This window comes from Proteus terrae (assembly GCF_003144325.1).
Lineage (GTDB): Bacteria > Pseudomonadota > Gammaproteobacteria > Enterobacterales > Enterobacteriaceae > Proteus > Proteus terrae.
This window is the reverse complement of record NZ_PENS01000009.1, coordinates 55,663-73,285: the sequence shown is the minus strand read 5'-3', so window position 1 is coordinate 73,285 and position 17,623 is coordinate 55,663. Positions and strand designations below refer to the sequence as shown.

At 29.3% G+C, this 17,623-nt stretch carries 16 protein-coding genes; all 16 read right to left on the bottom strand.

Going from position 1 to position 17,623, the window contains the following annotated elements; all coding sequences use genetic code 11:
- Positions 1-33: 33 nt before the first annotated feature.
- Positions 34-537, bottom strand: coding sequence for a tRNA (uridine(34)/cytosine(34)/5-carboxymethylaminomethyluridine(34)-2'-O)-methyltransferase TrmL (trmL, locus tag DK857_RS10345; RefSeq protein WP_069366867.1), 504 nt, complete (start codon positions 535-537; stop codon positions 34-36).
- 11 nt (positions 538-548) lie between these two features.
- Complete coding sequence (locus DK857_RS10340; RefSeq protein ID WP_109402128.1) at positions 549-1,715, bottom strand: nucleotide sugar dehydrogenase; 1,167 nt, start codon at positions 1,713-1,715, stop codon at positions 549-551.
- 234 nt (positions 1,716-1,949) lie between these two features.
- The gene (locus DK857_RS10335) at positions 1,950-2,897 is read right to left on the bottom strand and encodes an NAD-dependent epimerase/dehydratase family protein (protein WP_109402127.1); all 948 of its coding nucleotides are present in this window, start codon (positions 2,895-2,897) and stop codon (positions 1,950-1,952) included.
- A gap of 17 nt (positions 2,898-2,914) precedes the next feature.
- Positions 2,915-3,949: a glycosyltransferase gene (locus DK857_RS10330; protein ID WP_109402126.1), complete on the bottom strand. Its 1,035-nt coding sequence runs from the start codon at positions 3,947-3,949 to the stop codon at positions 2,915-2,917.
- A 5-nt stretch (positions 3,950-3,954) separates the two neighbouring features.
- Positions 3,955-5,118, bottom strand: coding sequence for an EpsG family protein (locus tag DK857_RS10325; RefSeq protein WP_157957603.1), 1,164 nt, complete (start codon positions 5,116-5,118; stop codon positions 3,955-3,957).
- 8 nt (positions 5,119-5,126) lie between these two features.
- The gene (locus tag DK857_RS10320) at positions 5,127-6,086 is read right to left on the bottom strand and encodes a glycosyltransferase family 2 protein (RefSeq protein WP_109402124.1); all 960 of its coding nucleotides are present in this window, start codon (positions 6,084-6,086) and stop codon (positions 5,127-5,129) included.
- The gene (locus DK857_RS10315; protein ID WP_109402123.1) at positions 6,076-7,155 is read right to left on the bottom strand and encodes a polysaccharide pyruvyl transferase family protein; all 1,080 of its coding nucleotides are present in this window, start codon (positions 7,153-7,155) and stop codon (positions 6,076-6,078) included. Before DK857_RS10315 ends, DK857_RS10320 begins: the two co-directional genes overlap by 11 nt.
- Before the next feature lie 2 nt (positions 7,156-7,157).
- On the bottom strand, positions 7,158-8,528 hold the full coding sequence (locus DK857_RS10310) for a Coenzyme F420 hydrogenase/dehydrogenase, beta subunit C-terminal domain (RefSeq protein ID WP_109402122.1): 1,371 nt from the start codon (positions 8,526-8,528) through the stop codon (positions 7,158-7,160).
- The gene (locus DK857_RS10305) at positions 8,521-9,792 is read right to left on the bottom strand and encodes an oligosaccharide flippase family protein (protein ID WP_109402121.1); all 1,272 of its coding nucleotides are present in this window, start codon (positions 9,790-9,792) and stop codon (positions 8,521-8,523) included. The genes DK857_RS10310 and DK857_RS10305 overlap by 8 nt, the downstream gene beginning before the upstream one ends.
- Positions 9,793-10,285: 493 nt before the next feature.
- On the bottom strand, positions 10,286-11,281 hold the full coding sequence (locus DK857_RS10300; RefSeq protein ID WP_109402120.1) for an NAD-dependent epimerase/dehydratase family protein: 996 nt from the start codon (positions 11,279-11,281) through the stop codon (positions 10,286-10,288).
- A gap of 4 nt (positions 11,282-11,285) precedes the next feature.
- Positions 11,286-12,251 carry a hypothetical protein gene (locus tag DK857_RS10295; protein WP_109402119.1) on the bottom strand — a complete coding sequence of 322 codons (966 nt, stop codon included), beginning with the start codon at positions 12,249-12,251 and terminating at the stop codon, positions 11,286-11,288.
- 12 nt (positions 12,252-12,263) lie between these two features.
- Positions 12,264-12,956 (bottom strand): WbqC family protein, encoded by a 693-nt coding sequence (locus tag DK857_RS10290; RefSeq protein WP_109402118.1) that lies wholly within the window; start codon positions 12,954-12,956, stop codon positions 12,264-12,266.
- Positions 12,957-12,973: 17 nt separating this feature from the next.
- Positions 12,974-14,017: a glycosyltransferase gene (locus DK857_RS10285; RefSeq protein ID WP_109402117.1), complete on the bottom strand. Its 1,044-nt coding sequence runs from the start codon at positions 14,015-14,017 to the stop codon at positions 12,974-12,976.
- 2 nt (positions 14,018-14,019) lie between these two features.
- Positions 14,020-15,111, bottom strand: a complete 1,092-nt coding sequence (locus DK857_RS10280) for a DegT/DnrJ/EryC1/StrS family aminotransferase (protein ID WP_109402116.1) — start codon at positions 15,109-15,111, stop codon at positions 14,020-14,022.
- Between the two features lie 371 nt (positions 15,112-15,482).
- The gene (cpxA, locus tag DK857_RS10275; protein WP_109402115.1) at positions 15,483-16,853 is read right to left on the bottom strand and encodes an envelope stress sensor histidine kinase CpxA; all 1,371 of its coding nucleotides are present in this window, start codon (positions 16,851-16,853) and stop codon (positions 15,483-15,485) included.
- Positions 16,854-16,865: 12 nt separating this feature from the next.
- Positions 16,866-17,564, bottom strand: coding sequence for an envelope stress response regulator transcription factor CpxR (gene cpxR, locus DK857_RS10270; RefSeq protein ID WP_099659475.1), 699 nt, complete (start codon positions 17,562-17,564; stop codon positions 16,866-16,868).
- Positions 17,565-17,623: the final 59 nt, after the last annotated feature.

Genomic DNA, 17,623 nt, shown 5'->3' with positions numbered 1-17,623 from the left:
AAAACGCTTTAAAAATTATTGACTAATAGTAAATCAATCTTTTAATAACGCACCAGGATAACCAAGTTGGCGCCATGCTTCAAAAACCACAACAGCCACAGTATTTGACAGGTTCATGCTACGGCTATCAGCAAGCATTGGAACTCTGATTTTCTGCTGTGTTGGCATATTATCCAACACATAGGGCGGTAAACCACGAGTTTCAGGTCCAAAAAGGAGATAATCTCCATCTTGATAGCTAACATTGCTATGTGCTGGTGTTCCTTTTGTCGTTAACGCAAATACTCGTGCACCTGTCGGTGATTGTGCATTATCAGGGTTTAAACCTTCACTTTCTAAAAAAGCGTAGTAATCGTGATGCTGCTTAATATCAGCAAACTCACGATAATCAAGCCCTGCACGACGTAGACGTTTATCATCCCAAGTAAAACCCAATGGTTGGATTAGATGAAGATGAAAGCCTGTATTAGCACACAGGCGGATAATATTACCCGTATTCGGTGGAATTTCGGGTTCAAATAAGACGATATTGAGCATATAAAATAGATTTAGTCGTTACCAAAGAGGTCACGAGTATAAACTTTTTCTTCAACGTCGTTTAGTACTGATGACATTCTATTGGTAATAATGACATCAGAGATTGATTTAAATTCATTTAAATCACGAACTAATTTTGAATTAAAGAAGGTTTCTTCTTTCATCTCTGGCTCATAAATTACCACTTCAATTCCTTTGGCTTTAATGCGTTTCATAATGCCTTGGATAGAAGAAGAACGGAAATTATCAGAACCAGACTTCATAATTAAACGATAAACACCCACGATTTTTGGTGATTTAGCGATAATTGAGTCTGCAATAAAGTCTTTACGTGTGCGGTTAGCTTCAACGATGGCACTAATAATATTATTAGGAACAGAATCATAGTTTGCTAATAGTTGTTTAGTGTCTTTTGGTAAGCAATAACCGCCATAACCGAATGATGGATTATTATAATGGTTACCAATACGCGGATCTAAACAGACGCCCTCGATGATTTGTTTTGAGTTCAAGCCGTAAGATTCTGCATAACTATCAAGCTCATTAAAGTAAGCAACACGTAGTGCCAAATAAGTATTCGCAAATAATTTGATGGCTTCTGCTTCTGTAGAGTCAGTGAACAGAACATCAATATTTTTTTTCAGTGCACCTTGTTGTAAAAGGTCAGAAAATTTTTGTGCTCTTTCTGATTGTTCACCAATCACAATACGAGATGGGTATAAGTTATCGTAAAGCGCACGACCTTCACGTAAGAATTCTGGTGAGAAAATAATATTATCCGTATTATATTTCTCTCTCATTTCTTTGGTAAAACCAACAGGAATGGTTGATTTAATAATCATTGTCGTGTTTGGATTATATGCTAAAACATCACGGATAACAGACTCTACAGAAGAGGTGTTAAAGTAATTTGTTTTAGGATCATAATCGGTTGGTGTTGCAATGATAACGAAATCAGCATCTTTGTAAGCGAATTCTTTATCTAAGGTTGCCGTAAAGTCGAGTTCTTTGGTTGCTAAAAACTCTTCAATTTCTTTATCGGTAATTGGAGAGATTTTTTTGTTAAGTAATTCAACTTTTTCTTTATTGATATCTAACGCAACGACTTTGTTGTTTTGGGAAAGAAGTATTCCGTTAGATAGACCGACATAGCCGGTACCGGAGATTGTGATTTTCATGGTTTCTCTTATCTAAAGTATATGTATTTATATAATTTTACTATACTAGGATAAAAATATATATTTTAGTGCTAATTTTCATCCTTTAGTAAAGATATAGTGCATTTAGCAATGCATAAGGACCATATACTTATTAAATTAATATAAAATTAATTTTTTATTAGAAAGTAAGTCGAGAAATGTAGGGTATATTTTAATTATTTGTTAATACATAGATCATTTAAAACTAATTTATTATAAAAATTCATTTTTCACTGTGTTAGCAATACCTTGCTCAAGGGTAACTGGAGCTTTAAAATCAGTATTAGCAATACTATTTGATTTAAATTGAGTTCGAGCACAGAATTTCTTAATACGAATACTACTAACAGGAAATTCTTTACCTGTCACTTTAGAAAGAATATCAAAGCAATATCCACCAAGTAATCCGATAGCATAAGGTACTTTAATATGACTATGACGTTTATCTAAAGCTGTATAGATAATGTCTGTGAGCTCATTCATTGTAAAGTCAGGTTTATCAATATAATTAAATATGTGGTGCCCAGATTCTAGTTGAGTAGAAAATTTTAAGAATGAAGCAATGTTTTCCACGTAAGCCATTGATTTCTGATTGTTACCAGAGCCAACCATTAGAAACTTACCGGATGCTATTTGACGGAATAAATTATAGACATTACCTCGGTTTCCTTCACCGAATACAACAGTTGGTCTGATAACAACTAGAGTATTTGTAATATCTTTTTTATACCAAGCTTCATATTTATGCTCAGCTTCAAGCTTTGACTTTCCATAATCGTTAAATGGATGGAATTCACCATCTTCGCCAGTTTCTTTTTCAACAAATCCATATACAGCAACAGATGAAGTAAATACGATATGTTTAATATTTAATTGTTCAGCTACATCACAGACATTTTTAGCGCCATCCACATTGACATCATAATATAGGCTAATGGGGTGAACATTATCTTTATGTTGTGCGGCTAAATTAATAATCACACTAGAGTTTTTTAATGGTTCTAATAATGACTCGGGTTTTGTGACATCACCAAATACCCATTTTTCAGGGTATTTTTCACTTTTAGCAATATCTACAATTTTAAATTCAATATTTTCTTTAGTTAGTTGATCTGAAAGGCGTGTGCCAATAAAACCTGAACCACCTATGATTGTTAGCATAATTTTACCTGATATAGTTATTTAGAAATTAAGTTAATATAATCTTGAATTATATTCTCGATATTATAATTAACTCTTATTTTTTGTGAGAAATGTAGATAGTCAGAGTAATTATTATTAATCGTATTAAGAGCATCTATTAAATCTTTTTCATTATTATTGATCAAGACTCCATTAGATATATTATTTTCAGTATATATTAATTCATGACAACCACCCACATTGCTTAATATCATAGGAAGACCAGCAGAACCAGATTCAATAGCTGACATTGGTAAACCTTCGCTATCAGAACATAAAACAAAAATATCGTATTCATGATGAGCTGAAAAGTTATTAATATTACCAAGAAAAAAAACATTAGCATAATTATTATAGTGTTGAGATACTTTTTCAAGTAATGGACCATCACCGATAAAAAAGAAATCCATATCTGGAAAATGGCTAGAAATAGATAAAAGTAAATCCGGTCTTTTAGGATATACCATACGGCCTATGAACAATATTTTTTTTCTTTTATTTACGACTAATTTTTGTTGCTTAGGAATGGTTCTATTTGAAATTACTGATATTTTTTTGGGGTTTATTCCTATCCTTTGTATTGCATTTTCTTTATCTTTATTTGATACACACAGGATAGTATCACAAAAATACGATAAAATTTTCTCTATAAAACAAAAAATATGGCTAAATTTTCCACCATTATATAAACATGACCAACCATGGCTAACATATATATGCTTATGTTTATATATAACTCTTGATAATCGAGAATAAATACCCGCACTAGCTGAATTAGATATAACTATATCTATTTTATTTTCTCTTAAAATATTAGCTATTTTTAAAATAGTAATAGGCTTTTTTAATGATAAAAGCTCAGGAATAAGGATGGTTTTTTTAGGTTGATTGATTCCTTCAGTCAACCAGCCTTTTTCTGATGTAATAAGATAAATATCAAAATATTGATTTAAATATTTATATAACTCTGAAACCCAAGTTTGAGCTCCACCCACTTCAGATTTTGTTATAATAAATGCTAGTTTTTTCATAATTATTAAAAAGTAAAATAATAGAAAGGAGATAAATCAATAATAGGATAACGAATCCAAAATTGATTAATGCCATTGTTTAAAATATTGGTTTTTTCTAAAATAAAAAATAAAATATAAATAATTAAGAAAAAGAAAGTTAATTCTTTATAATTTTTATAAAATAAAAAGTATACAAAAAGGCCATATAGATAAAGTAAAGAAAAATTTATTCGTTCAGGAAGTAAAGGAATACCTATAAAAGATATATATAAAAATGAATTAACAGCGATGAATTTATGAATATGATATGTTTCTTTCTCTTTTCGCAATAAGAATAATATAGATAGTAGTAAAGGAAATACAAGAATCATAAATCTATATGATGTTATTTTAAAATCATTAAATGTAATAATATAATAATTTAACTTTCCTAGCACTGGTAATATTTCTTTGAAAATAAAAAGATTTTCCAAAATGGATTGATAGAATAATCTAAAAATTATTATTATTATAAAAAAGGAGAGTAATTTTACTTGAGTTATATACCTACTAAGAGTTAATTTATATAGAATTACTAATGGAATTGCTGTTAAGTGAAATGAAGTTGCAAGTATAGTATAGACAAGAGACTTATATTTATTCGTAGATATTGCAAATAAAATAAATACAGTAGAAATAGCTTGTCTTTCTAAATAACCAAAGGTTTGAACACTCAAGAAAGTAAACACAAAGGCAGCTGCTATTGATTTATTTTTGCAGTGAAAAAAGGCATAGCCATATTTTTCAAGCCATATAAGAAATAAGATACAACATATACTAGAATTTATTATAGCTATTCCGATAGGTGTTAAATTAGGGAAAAAAAATGAGATGCTTCCATATAATATAGGCCAGCCAATTTCTAATCCATTACCAAAACCAAATAGCTCATTAATGTTTCCATCACCTAAATTTTTATATACTAAGTAATAGTGTGAAAGGTCATGTTCTAATTCATCTATATATGAACGAGAGGCAACAATGAATAATAAACTATATATACAGAATAAACTTAATATAATTCTTTCTTTATTATAGGTTAATTTTGATGAAAAAAGTAATAATATGATACTACTTAAAAATGTTAGTAATGGAGAGAAAGGCAAAAAAGAAAAAGGTATAAATAAAAAAATATTTTTAGTGTTCATAATAAGCATTATTCATTTTGTAATTTATTTCTAATATTAGCCAAAGAATTGATGATTTTTATTGGAAGTAATATTTCAATTCCCTTTAATATAAAAAATAGACATAAATTATGTTTTTTGATAATTTCACAATAACTTTTAAAAACATATTTATTTTTTTTAGATAATGAATATATTGCATTTACAAATAAATTTCGATACAAAAATTGTAGAAGTTGATTTCTCTTTTTTATATCTAATTTATTAATTATTTTTAATCCATCATTAGATAGATAATATTTAATATGATAAAGAACATCTAACGATGTATGCGTATTTGTTCTATTTTCTGCATCTCTATGAACTGTTGAGCATATGGTGGATGAAAAACTTACATCATTATTTTCAGCAAGTTTTAACCAAGTAAATATATCTTCACCTAATTTTATATTTTCAGGAAAATAACTAACTTTTTCCATTATTGATTTATTAATACAGACAGATGATGAGTGGATTAAAGAGCGGCTTCGAGCATAAGCCGCATAGAAGTTGTGTACAATACCAAAATGATTTTTTGCTAAGGATAACTTACCAATAAATTCTTTACCACAAGGATAAATTTCCTTGTAACGTGTACTATATAAACTACAATTAGGATCTTGATTTACTAGTTTTTTTATTTCATTGAGAAAGTTTGGTGACCATGTATCATCTGCATCCAATAAACATACATAATTATATTTTGATTTTTTTATACCGTTATTTCTAGTTATAGATACACCTGAATTAGATTGATCAAAAATTTTTACCCTTGAATCAGATACGTTATCATCAATAACCTTCTTACTATTATCTGTTGAGCCATCATTAATAATAATTAGCTCAAAATAAACATAGCTTTGTTTTAAAACAGAATCAATTGCTCTTAAAATAGACTCTTGTTTATTGTATAGAGGTATAACAACACTAAAATATATATTATTCATCATTCAATGCACTCAAAATAAAATTTTCTGATTTTATTTTTAGCTCTAGTAATTTATTGTTAATTACTTCATAATCTATAGGTTTTTCTATATTTTTAATTAGTTTTTCTTTATTTGATATAGTAGCTGAGTATATAATTCTATCCATCAGTCCTAATTCTTTCAGTAGAGATAAAAATCTATCAGCACCTCTCTTTTCATTAATAATGACAGTAAAATTTTTATTAAAAATAATAGAAAAAACCATACCATGAAAAGAATCAGTTATTATATATTTTGAATTATTAAATAAGCTTAACCATTCATTTATAGATAATAATTTTTTATTTTTATATATGTCAATAATATCAATGTTTTTAAATTCATTTATCAAATCATCCAATTGATCATTTTGGTCAAGAATATAACTTAATACAAAAGGTGTATCTATTTTTTTTATAAATTTATTATATATAGATTTATTAATTAACAATGTTGGATCTAAAGTATGAACAATAGGCATATTAAGATTGAATGTTTTTTGACATATTTTTATGCCTGATTTTTCTCTAACAGATATAGCTTTAAAATCAGCAAGAAAGCTACTAATTTCTAAAATATTATTATTATTTCCCCATTCTCCTTTTCCGAAAGATGCGGCATAAGATATTTTTTTTATTTTTTTCTTTGTTTTAAAGTTTAAAAAATAGGCTTTATATATGGGATTGTTTATATATTCCCAACGCCAAACTTGATCACTCCCGACAATTAACGCATCAAAATCATACTGTTCTATTATATTATTAATATCCTCTAATGTTCTTAATTCTTTACTTTTATCAGGAATGTTAGATTCAATCCAATTTGAATGAAATTTTTTTTGTAGTTTTATATTTTTTATGTTTTTTATATCAATAAATGGAAGGTTTTCAAGTAGGCTTATTATTATTTTTCTTGTTTTTTTTAATTCTGGAGTTATATTTAATAAAGTGACAGAGTGTCCTTGCTGTTTTAAATAACTATATAGTGCGAAACATTGTAATGTACCACCATAATTTATATTTGGAGTTAAAGTTACTAGACCAATATTCATGTTTAATAAATCCTATTTTTTAAAATTCTTATATTGTATATGAAATATTTAACTAATGTTTTTATTAATTGTTTATTCAGTTTCCTATATTTTAACTCTTGTCTTGTCATTTGGTATAAGAATTTAAATATATTTCCAGAGTCTAAATTATTTTTAAAAATCTCGTGAGAGGATTGGGATATTTTATATCTTTCTATATAGATTGCATATCTAATTTTTGTTAATGGAGGAGTTTCTTTAAATATTCTTTTTTGAGGGTGCCATAGGTTCTCATGAGCATAAAATTTATTTCTAGCTATAATTCCTTCTCTGCGATGTCTGTAATTACCAGATTGTGATTTAATGATGTCATTTTTATCTAACTTATTTAAAGTTATATTTTTTTGTTCTTTTCCAGTTTTTAATATTTCTAATAAAACTGGGTGTCTGACAACCAGAATGTTAGTACCAAGAGGGTCATTTACATATTCAGGCAACCAAGCATCACCGAATGCTATATCTGCTGTTTCAGCGGTGATATCATCACACCAATCACATGCTTTAGGTTTAAATAGACCAAGTCCCCAATCTGTTCCATATAGCTTATTGTTTAAGGATAATTTCTTTTTTGTAGATGAGGAGGCCTCTACACTATAATAACTAGCAGCGCCACTTTTGTTTTTTACACGAAAATCAATATCTATTAATTCATCAGGTGGAATATTTAATTGCCAACCCAATATTTTTGAAAATGCCTGAGACTTTAAATGTCCACAAAAAATACCGATAAGAAAAATAATAGAATTTTTTAATTCAGGATTTTTTTCCATTAATAGTCTAATTGCTTTTATATAACAAGGTATTCCAATAAAAGCATATCTTTTTTGGAAATCAATTTTTTCTAAAGCCAAATCAAAATGAGTTGGATAATAGCGAGATTTTCTATTTTCTCTCAATTCTTCAATGTTATTAGATATTTTATATCCAAAAGTATTATTCTTATCTTCAGATTTACCAACATGAATAACTCCATCAATTAAATCCTGTTCAAATAGTTTTTCTATTATCCAAGTTGTTAAACCACCTGAACTTGATTTTTCTCTTAATACGTCATTATTTATATAACCAGCAAAATTATCTAAATAATATCCTAATTTTTCATCATGCTTTATATTTTCTATATTTGAATGACGTTTTATCGCAAGAGCACTTTCATCTACATTAGAAATAATTGGACAGATATTATTTGATTCTAAATCAAAATGTATTTTGTCAGGAGTTAATAATAAGTTACTGTCAATTTTCATATTGCTGTTTTTTTTGTAACAGCAACTACCACATCCAATGCAAAAATTATTTTCAATAACTGTTTTTATTGATATTTTATCAGACATTTGGTTCCTTTAACATATGTTTATTATTCGCTACTATATATAAAAACATTAATAAAATATTGCTTGTTAGTGTGGATAAAACACCACCCAAAATCCCCATAGTATAAATAAAAATAATATTTGATATTACACTATATATAGCAGTTATTCCCATGCATTTTATTTTAATAGAAATAAGATTTCTTGTGTTTAGAATAGCACCTGCATTACTTGATATATAATAAAAAGGTATGCAGAAAGATAAGTATTTTAAAATAATTATTGACTCGTGATATCTTTCACCAAAGATATTGTTAATAATTAATGGGGCTAGAAAATATATACTTATAGCGATTACCATCCCTAATGTAAGCATTAGTATATTTCCTAGGAAATATACTTTTTTTAACTTTTCATATTCATGATAAGCCCATACATGTAACTTTGGTAATAAGAATTTCTGGTATATAATGTTTGGAATCAAAGTTGTCGCTGATATTATTATAAATGCAACACTATATATCCCTGCATCTAAAGAACTTGATATTAATTTTAATAAAAGAATATTTAGTTGAAAGTAGATTAAATAAAGAAAGCCAGACATTCCGAAGGGAATGGAATCAATTATTACATTCTTAATAGTTATGTTTTTTTGTGGAGGTAATGTGAAGTTATAGTTTTCTAAATTTATTCTTCCTAAGAAAAAACGTATTGTAGACGGATAAAGTAGTATTGATGCTATTATAGATGATATAAAAATACTAATAACCACAGTGTTTATATTCTTACTAAAAAAACATATACTAATTAATAGAATAATTGGTTTTATCCAATTTATAATCGATTGAGTTAACGCTAGTTTAATATAATTTCTTTCCAGTTGAAATAAACAACTTGTAACTTCAGTTAAAAGTATAGGAATGATCATAAATAACATTAATAAAGATAAAGTAAGATCAATTCCATTATGAAATAAAAAAAGATAAAGTATTATAGATGATATTACTAGTGCTGTGGTTTTAAATATAAATGATCTTATTATAGGTAAAAAATTTTTCGCATATATGCCATAATTTGCAAACGATTTTAAAATAAATTGAGCTACTCCAAAACCACAAAGTGGAGAAACAGTTAAAATCAAAGTATTAGTGGCAGAAAAAAAGCCAAATTCAGTTGGTGATAAATTTCTAGCTACAATAGTTTGAAAGATAAAACTCATAAATGCACCAGCAAATGTACTGAATGCTAATATGAATAGGATAAAAAAATTTTTCTTTACTGGCATAGTAGTATTTATTTTATTATGTACAAAGCTACCGCACTGGGTTTACGGCCCCCAGAGCGCCAAAATTCATTTTTATAAACCCTTATCTATCTGTAATATAAGGGTTTAATTATATAAGCATACTTTATCAATATGCTAAAAACCGCACTGAGAGTAGACTCTTCAAACCAGACGGTCAAGTAATAGCTGGGTATTTTACCATTGATTGAGGATATATAAATACTGGAATAGCGGTCGATTCAGACAGATCATTCTGAATTGCATCGTTAGGTGATAACAAAGAGAACATGCTGCCTCTTTTCTAATAAATAGTGCTATATATCAATGTAGAAGTTTTGTTACTCTATTTCTTGACAAATTGGTACTCGAAAATAGGTACCTCGAAGGGTAAGGTGAAAGGATAGTCTAGAAAAATAGGCTGCCATCTAAATATTACTATCAATAATATAAATACAGTGTAAGTAGATGGCAGTAGAGGTTGAATCAATAATATTTATTTCTTACGAAGCTCGTCGAATCTTTTTAGGTCCATTTCAGCTTTGTAAGCTTCAAATAGTTTTTTACAATCATATTGTGGCTCATAGCCTAGCTCTTCTTTAGCATTTGATACATCCATTAGAAAGCCGCCACCATATGGTTTATTTGGCATATAAATGATTTTTGATTTTTTTTCTGGAGGAGAAAAAACATCAATGATAGTTTCTATCTGTTTCTGGAGTGTAATAGGAATACCTGTACCTATATTATAAAAACCTTCGTTTCTATTCACTAATGTTGCTTTACATAGCATCTGGCTAAAGTCATCAACATAAACCATATCTTTAGCGTAATTTGGGTTTCCCCATAATTCGATATCTTCACCTTTTTCTGCTTTTTCTATCATTTGGTATAAAGGTCTTTTAGCTTTTTTTCCATTTGGAAAATAATAATGATATGGGCTGTAATTATATATAGTAGGTAACCTAAAAATAAATTTTTTAAGATTATATTCTTGATGATAATGCTCAATTAATTCTAAAGCAGTATTTTTTGAAATAACATAGACGGCATGATCACCTTTATAATCAAAATTCTTTTCTAAGTCAGGCGATAAAGTAATATTTTCTCCTGCATGTAATGATATGTCGAAAACAGTTTGAGTATAAAGAATTCTATCAGCTTTAACTTTTCTGCAATATTCTAATACGTTAAAAGCACCCATGATATTTACATTTAAATACTCATGAGGGTCATACTCATCCATATAAGATGGGATTTTTGCTGCTAAAAGCATAACAGCATGAATATTATCAGTAGGTAATTTTTCAAAATCAGCTGAGTTTGTAATATCAACACTAATATATTTTATATTATATGCATCAAAAGTATTAGTTTCACGACTACCAACCGCAATAATTTCAAAATTATTCTCGTTAAAAAAATCTGAACAATAACGGGTTAGGTAGGAGCCAACATTACCAGTAGCTCCAAATATTATTATTTTTTTCATTAGATTATACCTTATATTTAGTGATTACATCTATGATAATGTTCATATCGCTAATATCATATCGTTGGTCACAAGGGATCGGAAGTATGTTTTTAGTGTAGTTATATTCAATGCTACTTTTATCACATTCCTCTAATATATTAGGCCATATTGTGGGTATGTATATTTTATTTTTAATTAAGTGTTGTTTTAAATTATCTGAATCATTTATTAATAAAGGGTAGCAAAAAGGTGCATCAGGAATTGTGCTTTTTAATATTTCAAGGCTATTAATGCATGCTAAATTTTTGTATAAGTAAGAAAAATTAGTATTTCTTTTTATTATTGTTTTTTCATAATCGATTGCGCCAAGTATATTTTCTGAAAATTTAGACATAGACTGTATAGGAATGTTGGCAATTTTCACTTCACAATTAATATGCTGTTTATAATAATTACTTGCACATTCTTCGGCTCTTCCTATTAGTGGAATTAGATCATCCTTTATTTTGTTTTTATTAAAGGAATCACTAATCATTTTATTGCAAAATAAATAAGCACCATCAGGAATACCAAAGTATTTTCTACAAGAGTATAATGTAGGCACATTAGATATAGGCGGTTGAAAAAAAGCCTGTGTGTTATCAATTATAATATTATTATATTTGTTTTTATATTTTAATATGGTTTCATTAGAAATAAATCCATAGTAGTTTACAATATATAGAAATGAATTTTCTACTTTTTCAATAATAGGTAAGAAATTACTATCGATATGATAGTAGTTTATTTTTATATTTGGTATGTTTTTATGTAAATACTCTTTTACGCTATTACATAAAAAATAGGGTAAAAGTAGTTTTTTGATATTATATATATTAATTAATAATAATAAAGCTGACCTTCCGCTATTTAATCTTATATTATTTTTATACCAAGGTTTATTAACTAAAGGCTCTAATTCAAAATAGCCACCTATTTCTTTTTTCATAAAATAAGAGCCTTAATCTAATAAATATTTATTTAATAAAGTTTTAACTTCAAGTTTTGAATTATTCATTAATACATCTATTATAGATAAATTTTGTTGGTATGATTCACAATTATATTGTATATAGTGAACATTTTCTGGCATGATGAATTTAAGATTTATACCATTAGATAAAAATTCCTCTTTATTATAGAGTTTCTTTCCTCCTACACTATTTACATAGTTTCTACAATTATAAATTTTACAAAACTCTATCAATTTATCTTGAGCATTCATATTTTTATTGTTATTCATCAATGATGAATAGTTGTATTTAAAATCAATTTCTAAATACTTAAAAATTTCAATTATTGAACTTGATGCTATATGAGCAACATTTCTATTTTTATCTGTTAGTACTTTTTCAATTATAGGATATATGAAAGAAAAATAGGGAGCTTTAGAGTATGCTTGTGATATTGATGCTAATATTTTTCTAACATCTTCTTGAAAATATAATTCGTTGATTTTTTTGAAGCTGGATGCTTTTATTACAGGAAGCGTGAATAATTGAGGACCATTTTTTGTTAAAATATTATTTCTATTTATATAGCCACTCTTAATATAATTAACATCATCGTAAAATATAAATATATCACTATGATAAGCTAATTGGTAATATCCAATGTATGGAAATAAATATGGTTGCATTATAGCTAAAGTCATTGTGTATAACTTCCTTTTTATTGTTTATTTATAATTATCTTTGTTATCATCTTTATTTTCTCTCGGATATGTAAAATCCTTAAATGATTTCTATATTTATATAATTTTTGTTGAGTTCGATCGATGTTTTTATGAAGAATCCAAGATTTTTCTATAAGGAGTTTAGCGAGTTTCCATTTTTTTGCTATAAAAGATTCATTAGCGCTTACTCTATATATACTAGAGATTGCAAAATTTATATCTTCTCTATTTGCACCTAGTGTTATTAATTTTGTAAGGTATTTTTCGTGTTCAATTAGTTCTTTTTTTAATTTTTCTTCGTTGATTGTTAATTTTGAGAGAGACCATGATCCTAAAGCATTAATTCGATATACACATGTAGTATCTGGTAAGTAAAATGCTCCATTGTTGATACTACCTAATATTTGATAATAATAATCACCAACTGGTGCTTTCTCAAAATATTTTTTAAATTCTAATGCTACATTACGTCTAAATACAAGTGATGCTGTAGGCATATATGAGCCACCTTGTTTAATAACTTCAGATAAAGGTGTAATAAATGAAGTTTTACTATAATTAGCTATTACATTTATTTTTCCATCTTGTTCTAATGTGTGAGCAGAACTAAAGCAAATATTAATATCTTTGTTTTTTTCTAAAATATTTATTTGTTTTTCAAGCTTTTTATTATCTATCCAAAAATCATCTCCTTCACATAATGCTATATAACTCCCTTTAGAAAAGGATAGAGCATTAATTGAAGGTTTTAAACCTTGCGAATAAATATTTTTAGGTGGAATGATATGTTTGATGATATTAGGGTAGTTATCTGTATATTTTTTTATTATATTTGATGTTGAATCTGTAGAGCAATCATCATGTATAATAAATTCATATCTATAAGTTGTGTCTTGGCAAAGTACGCCAAGTATAGTATCTTCTATATACTTTTCTTGATTATATGTGCAACATATTACACTGACGATAACCTCTTCAGAGCTCCATTTATCGATTATCTCTTTTTCAGGGAGAGGTGATTTTAATTTATTTATTATCATTTTTAACTTTTAATAATTTTTATAATTCTATTTAAGTCGTCATCAATTAATAAGTGATGAATTGGTAGGCAAATAACATTTTCAGATATTTTTTTTGCTATTGGTGTTTCTACTTTATATTGTTTGTAAATATTAAAATCAGTGATTAATGGATAAAAATATCGACGGCTTATTATATTATTATCTTTTAATTTTAGATAAAGCTCATCTCTTGTTTTTCCATATTTATTTTTATCTATTATTATAGGATAGTAAGAATAATTCCATCTTAAGCTTGCTGGTATATTAGGTAGGGTAATGCCAGGCATATTACTTAAATGAGAGTGATAAAACTCAGAGACTTTTTTTCTTTTATCTATTGCTTCATCGATATAATTTAATGTAGCTAGGCCAAATGCTGCTTGTACTTCATTGAGTTTTGCATTGAAGCCTAATTCGTCAATTACTGTTTCATTTGTGTAACCAAAGTTTTTATATCTATCGAGTTTTTCTTTCATTTCTTTGGTGTGACAAATAATGGCTCCCCCTTCGATGGTAGAGTAAGTTTTAGTTGCGTGAAAACTTAAAATAGATAGATCACCTTTTTTTAATATTGATTGGTTATTCTCTTTAACACCAAAGGCATGAGCTGCATCATAAATGACAGGAATATTATACTTATCTGCAATTTTTTGTATTGCTTCATAATTACATGGTCGACCATAAACATGAACAGGTAAAATTGCACTTGTTTTATCTGTGATTGCGGCTTCTATTTTACTTGGATCAATATTATAGGTATCTGGTTCGATATCAACAAAGACAGGAGAGATATTACTGTGTAATAGAGAATGACTTGTTGCAACAAAACTATATGGTGTCGTTATCACCTCTCCTTTAAGTTCTAATACATTGATTGCAGCTATTAAGGCTAATGTTCCATTCGAGTATAAACTGATATAAGGGACATCTAGGTATTCACAAAGCGCGTTTTCAAGGCATTGATGGTAATACCCATTATTCGTTAGCCATTTTTTATCCCATATATCTTTTAAATAAGGTTCTAAAGTTTCTAATGGAGGGAACAATGGGCTTGTGACTGTTATCGTATTCATAAACATTTTCTCTAAAGGAAAAGTATAGCTACCGCACTGGGAAAGTACCCAGAGTTCATGATGTATATAGTTTTGTTATTATACACAATGTAAATATATTAGTCTTAAAGCGAGCTTTACGAAATGTGGTAATACATTGCTTATCCTAATTATTATTAGTATGTAGTATTAGATAGCCTGTTGATTTAGTGATAAAAGTGTAATAAACAATATATTTGGAAATGATAGTTATCTGATTATGTTCTTCAGTAAGAAACTATTGAAATGAAAAACTGTATTTACAGATAATATGAAAATAAAACCACTAATCATAAGATTTGAATGACCAGTGGTTTCTTATGTAATTTAATAAAATTCAATTGGTATTAGGATTATTTTCCTGCCCTCGGCAACCAAATCTCAACCCTTAACCCACCTAATGGGCTGTCATCGGCTTTAACATGGCCTCGATGTTGGCTTACGGCTGTTTCTACAATAGCTAACCCTAAGCCTGTACCACCTGATTCGCGATCTCTTGCTTCATCAGTGCGATAGAATGGTCGGAAGATATGCTCTCTATCTTCTGGGCTAACACCCGGGCCATCATCATCAACAATAATAGTGATACCTTGATTTTGTTCAGTAAAGGCAACTTCAATGCGAGAATTTGAATAACGTAAGGCATTCCGAACAATATTTTCAAATGCACTAGCAAGTGAATATGGATTGCAGTAGATAGGCCATGCTCCCGGAGGTGTTGTCACTTGTAGCGTCTTATTACTCTGTTCAGCCTCAAATTTCGCATTATCTAAAATGTCATCCCACAGCTCGTTGGCTTTTACTGTTTCGCGCAATAACTCGTTTTTATGTTGGTTGCGTGAAAGTACTAGTAAATCATTAATCATGCCATCAAGGCGCTGAGTTTCAGTTTCAATACGCTCTAGCTCTTTACTTTCTCCACTACGACGACGTAACAGTGCGCTTGCTAATTGTAAGCGTGTTAATGGTGTTCGTAACTCGTGAGAAATATCAGAAATTAAGCGTTGTTGTGCTTCAACCATACGTTCGAGTGCGCTTATCATCTGATTAAAGCTAGTACCTGCGGCTAAAAACTCTTGCGGGCCAGTCTCTAGTTCAGGATGAGGGCGTAGGTTGCCTTTTGCGACATCATCAGCTGCATTTTTAAGCTGTCTTGCAGGTTTCGCTAAGCTCCAAGAAAGCCATACTAATAATGGTGTGCTGATAAGCATGGTGAATATCAGTAGCAATAACGGCTTATCAAATAATAAGTTGATAAAGTCAGATTGAGGGCTACTTGAAGGACGTACGAGGTAAAGTTGGTAATGATCTTCACCATCTCTGACAGAGAATGGCCCTAACATCTCAGAACGACCGTATTTTTTCTTTTTAGGGTGATCTGCGTTATCAGATTGACCAATAAAGTTTCTGACAACCTGCATCTCATTACGTTGAGCACCAATGATACGGCCTTCACTCGTAACAATAATTAAGCGCTGACCAGGGGGAGCCCATTTATCAATGGCACGAATTAATCGACGCCACCAAAGGAGATCATTAGCGGGATCTTGCGCTAATTCAGCTTCGATATGTTGTTCTAGCATAACGCCTTGACGGTATTCACTCTCTAAAAGAGGGGTAAGCTGGCGCGAGTCCAGCTTTGGAACCATCATAACTAGCACAAGAACTAATGCTAGCGTCAGCCAGAATATTGCGAAAATGCGCGCTGACAGACTATTTATCATAAAGAATATTTATCAAGTTATTGAAACCATCAGATAACCGCGGCCACGTAAAGTTTTAAACCAAGGTTGTCCATCTGTTCTTTCTGGTAATTTACGGCGTAAATTGGAAATATGCATATCAATCGCTCTATCAAACGGCGTTAAGCGTTTACCAAGAACTTCTTGGCTTAGATGTTCGCGTGATACGACTTGCCCTAAGTGCTGAGCAAGTAGATAAAGCAAAGTAAACTCCGTTCCTGTTAACTCTAGTGGTTCATTATCAAAACTTGCTTCTTGGCGACCAGGATTAAGTTGTAATTTATCGACCTGTAATGTTGGAGATGTATTGTTGTCGGTCTGTTTTTGTTCGCTCCAGTTAGAACGACGCAAAATAGCTCTGATACGAGCAACCAGTTCTCTATCATTAAAAGGTTTTGGTAAATAGTCATCAGCACCTAGCTCTAAGCCAAGTACTCGGTCAAGATCACTGCCTCTTGCCGTTAACATAATGACAGGTGTCTGGAAATTTTGGCGTAACTCTTTGAGTGTCTCAATCCCGTTTTTCCGTGGCATCATAATATCCAGTAATAACAGGTCGATAGAAGCATCCAAAAGTTTAAGTGCTTGTTCGCCATCAGAGGCGATTACAACATTAAAGCCTTCCATTTCAAGCAGTTCTTTCAATAGCGATGTTAATTCGCGATCGTCATCCACTAATAAGATTTTATGCATTCGTCAATTCCTCCAAGAGAAAAATACGATAATAAATAGCGCGAATCTATGACTTTACG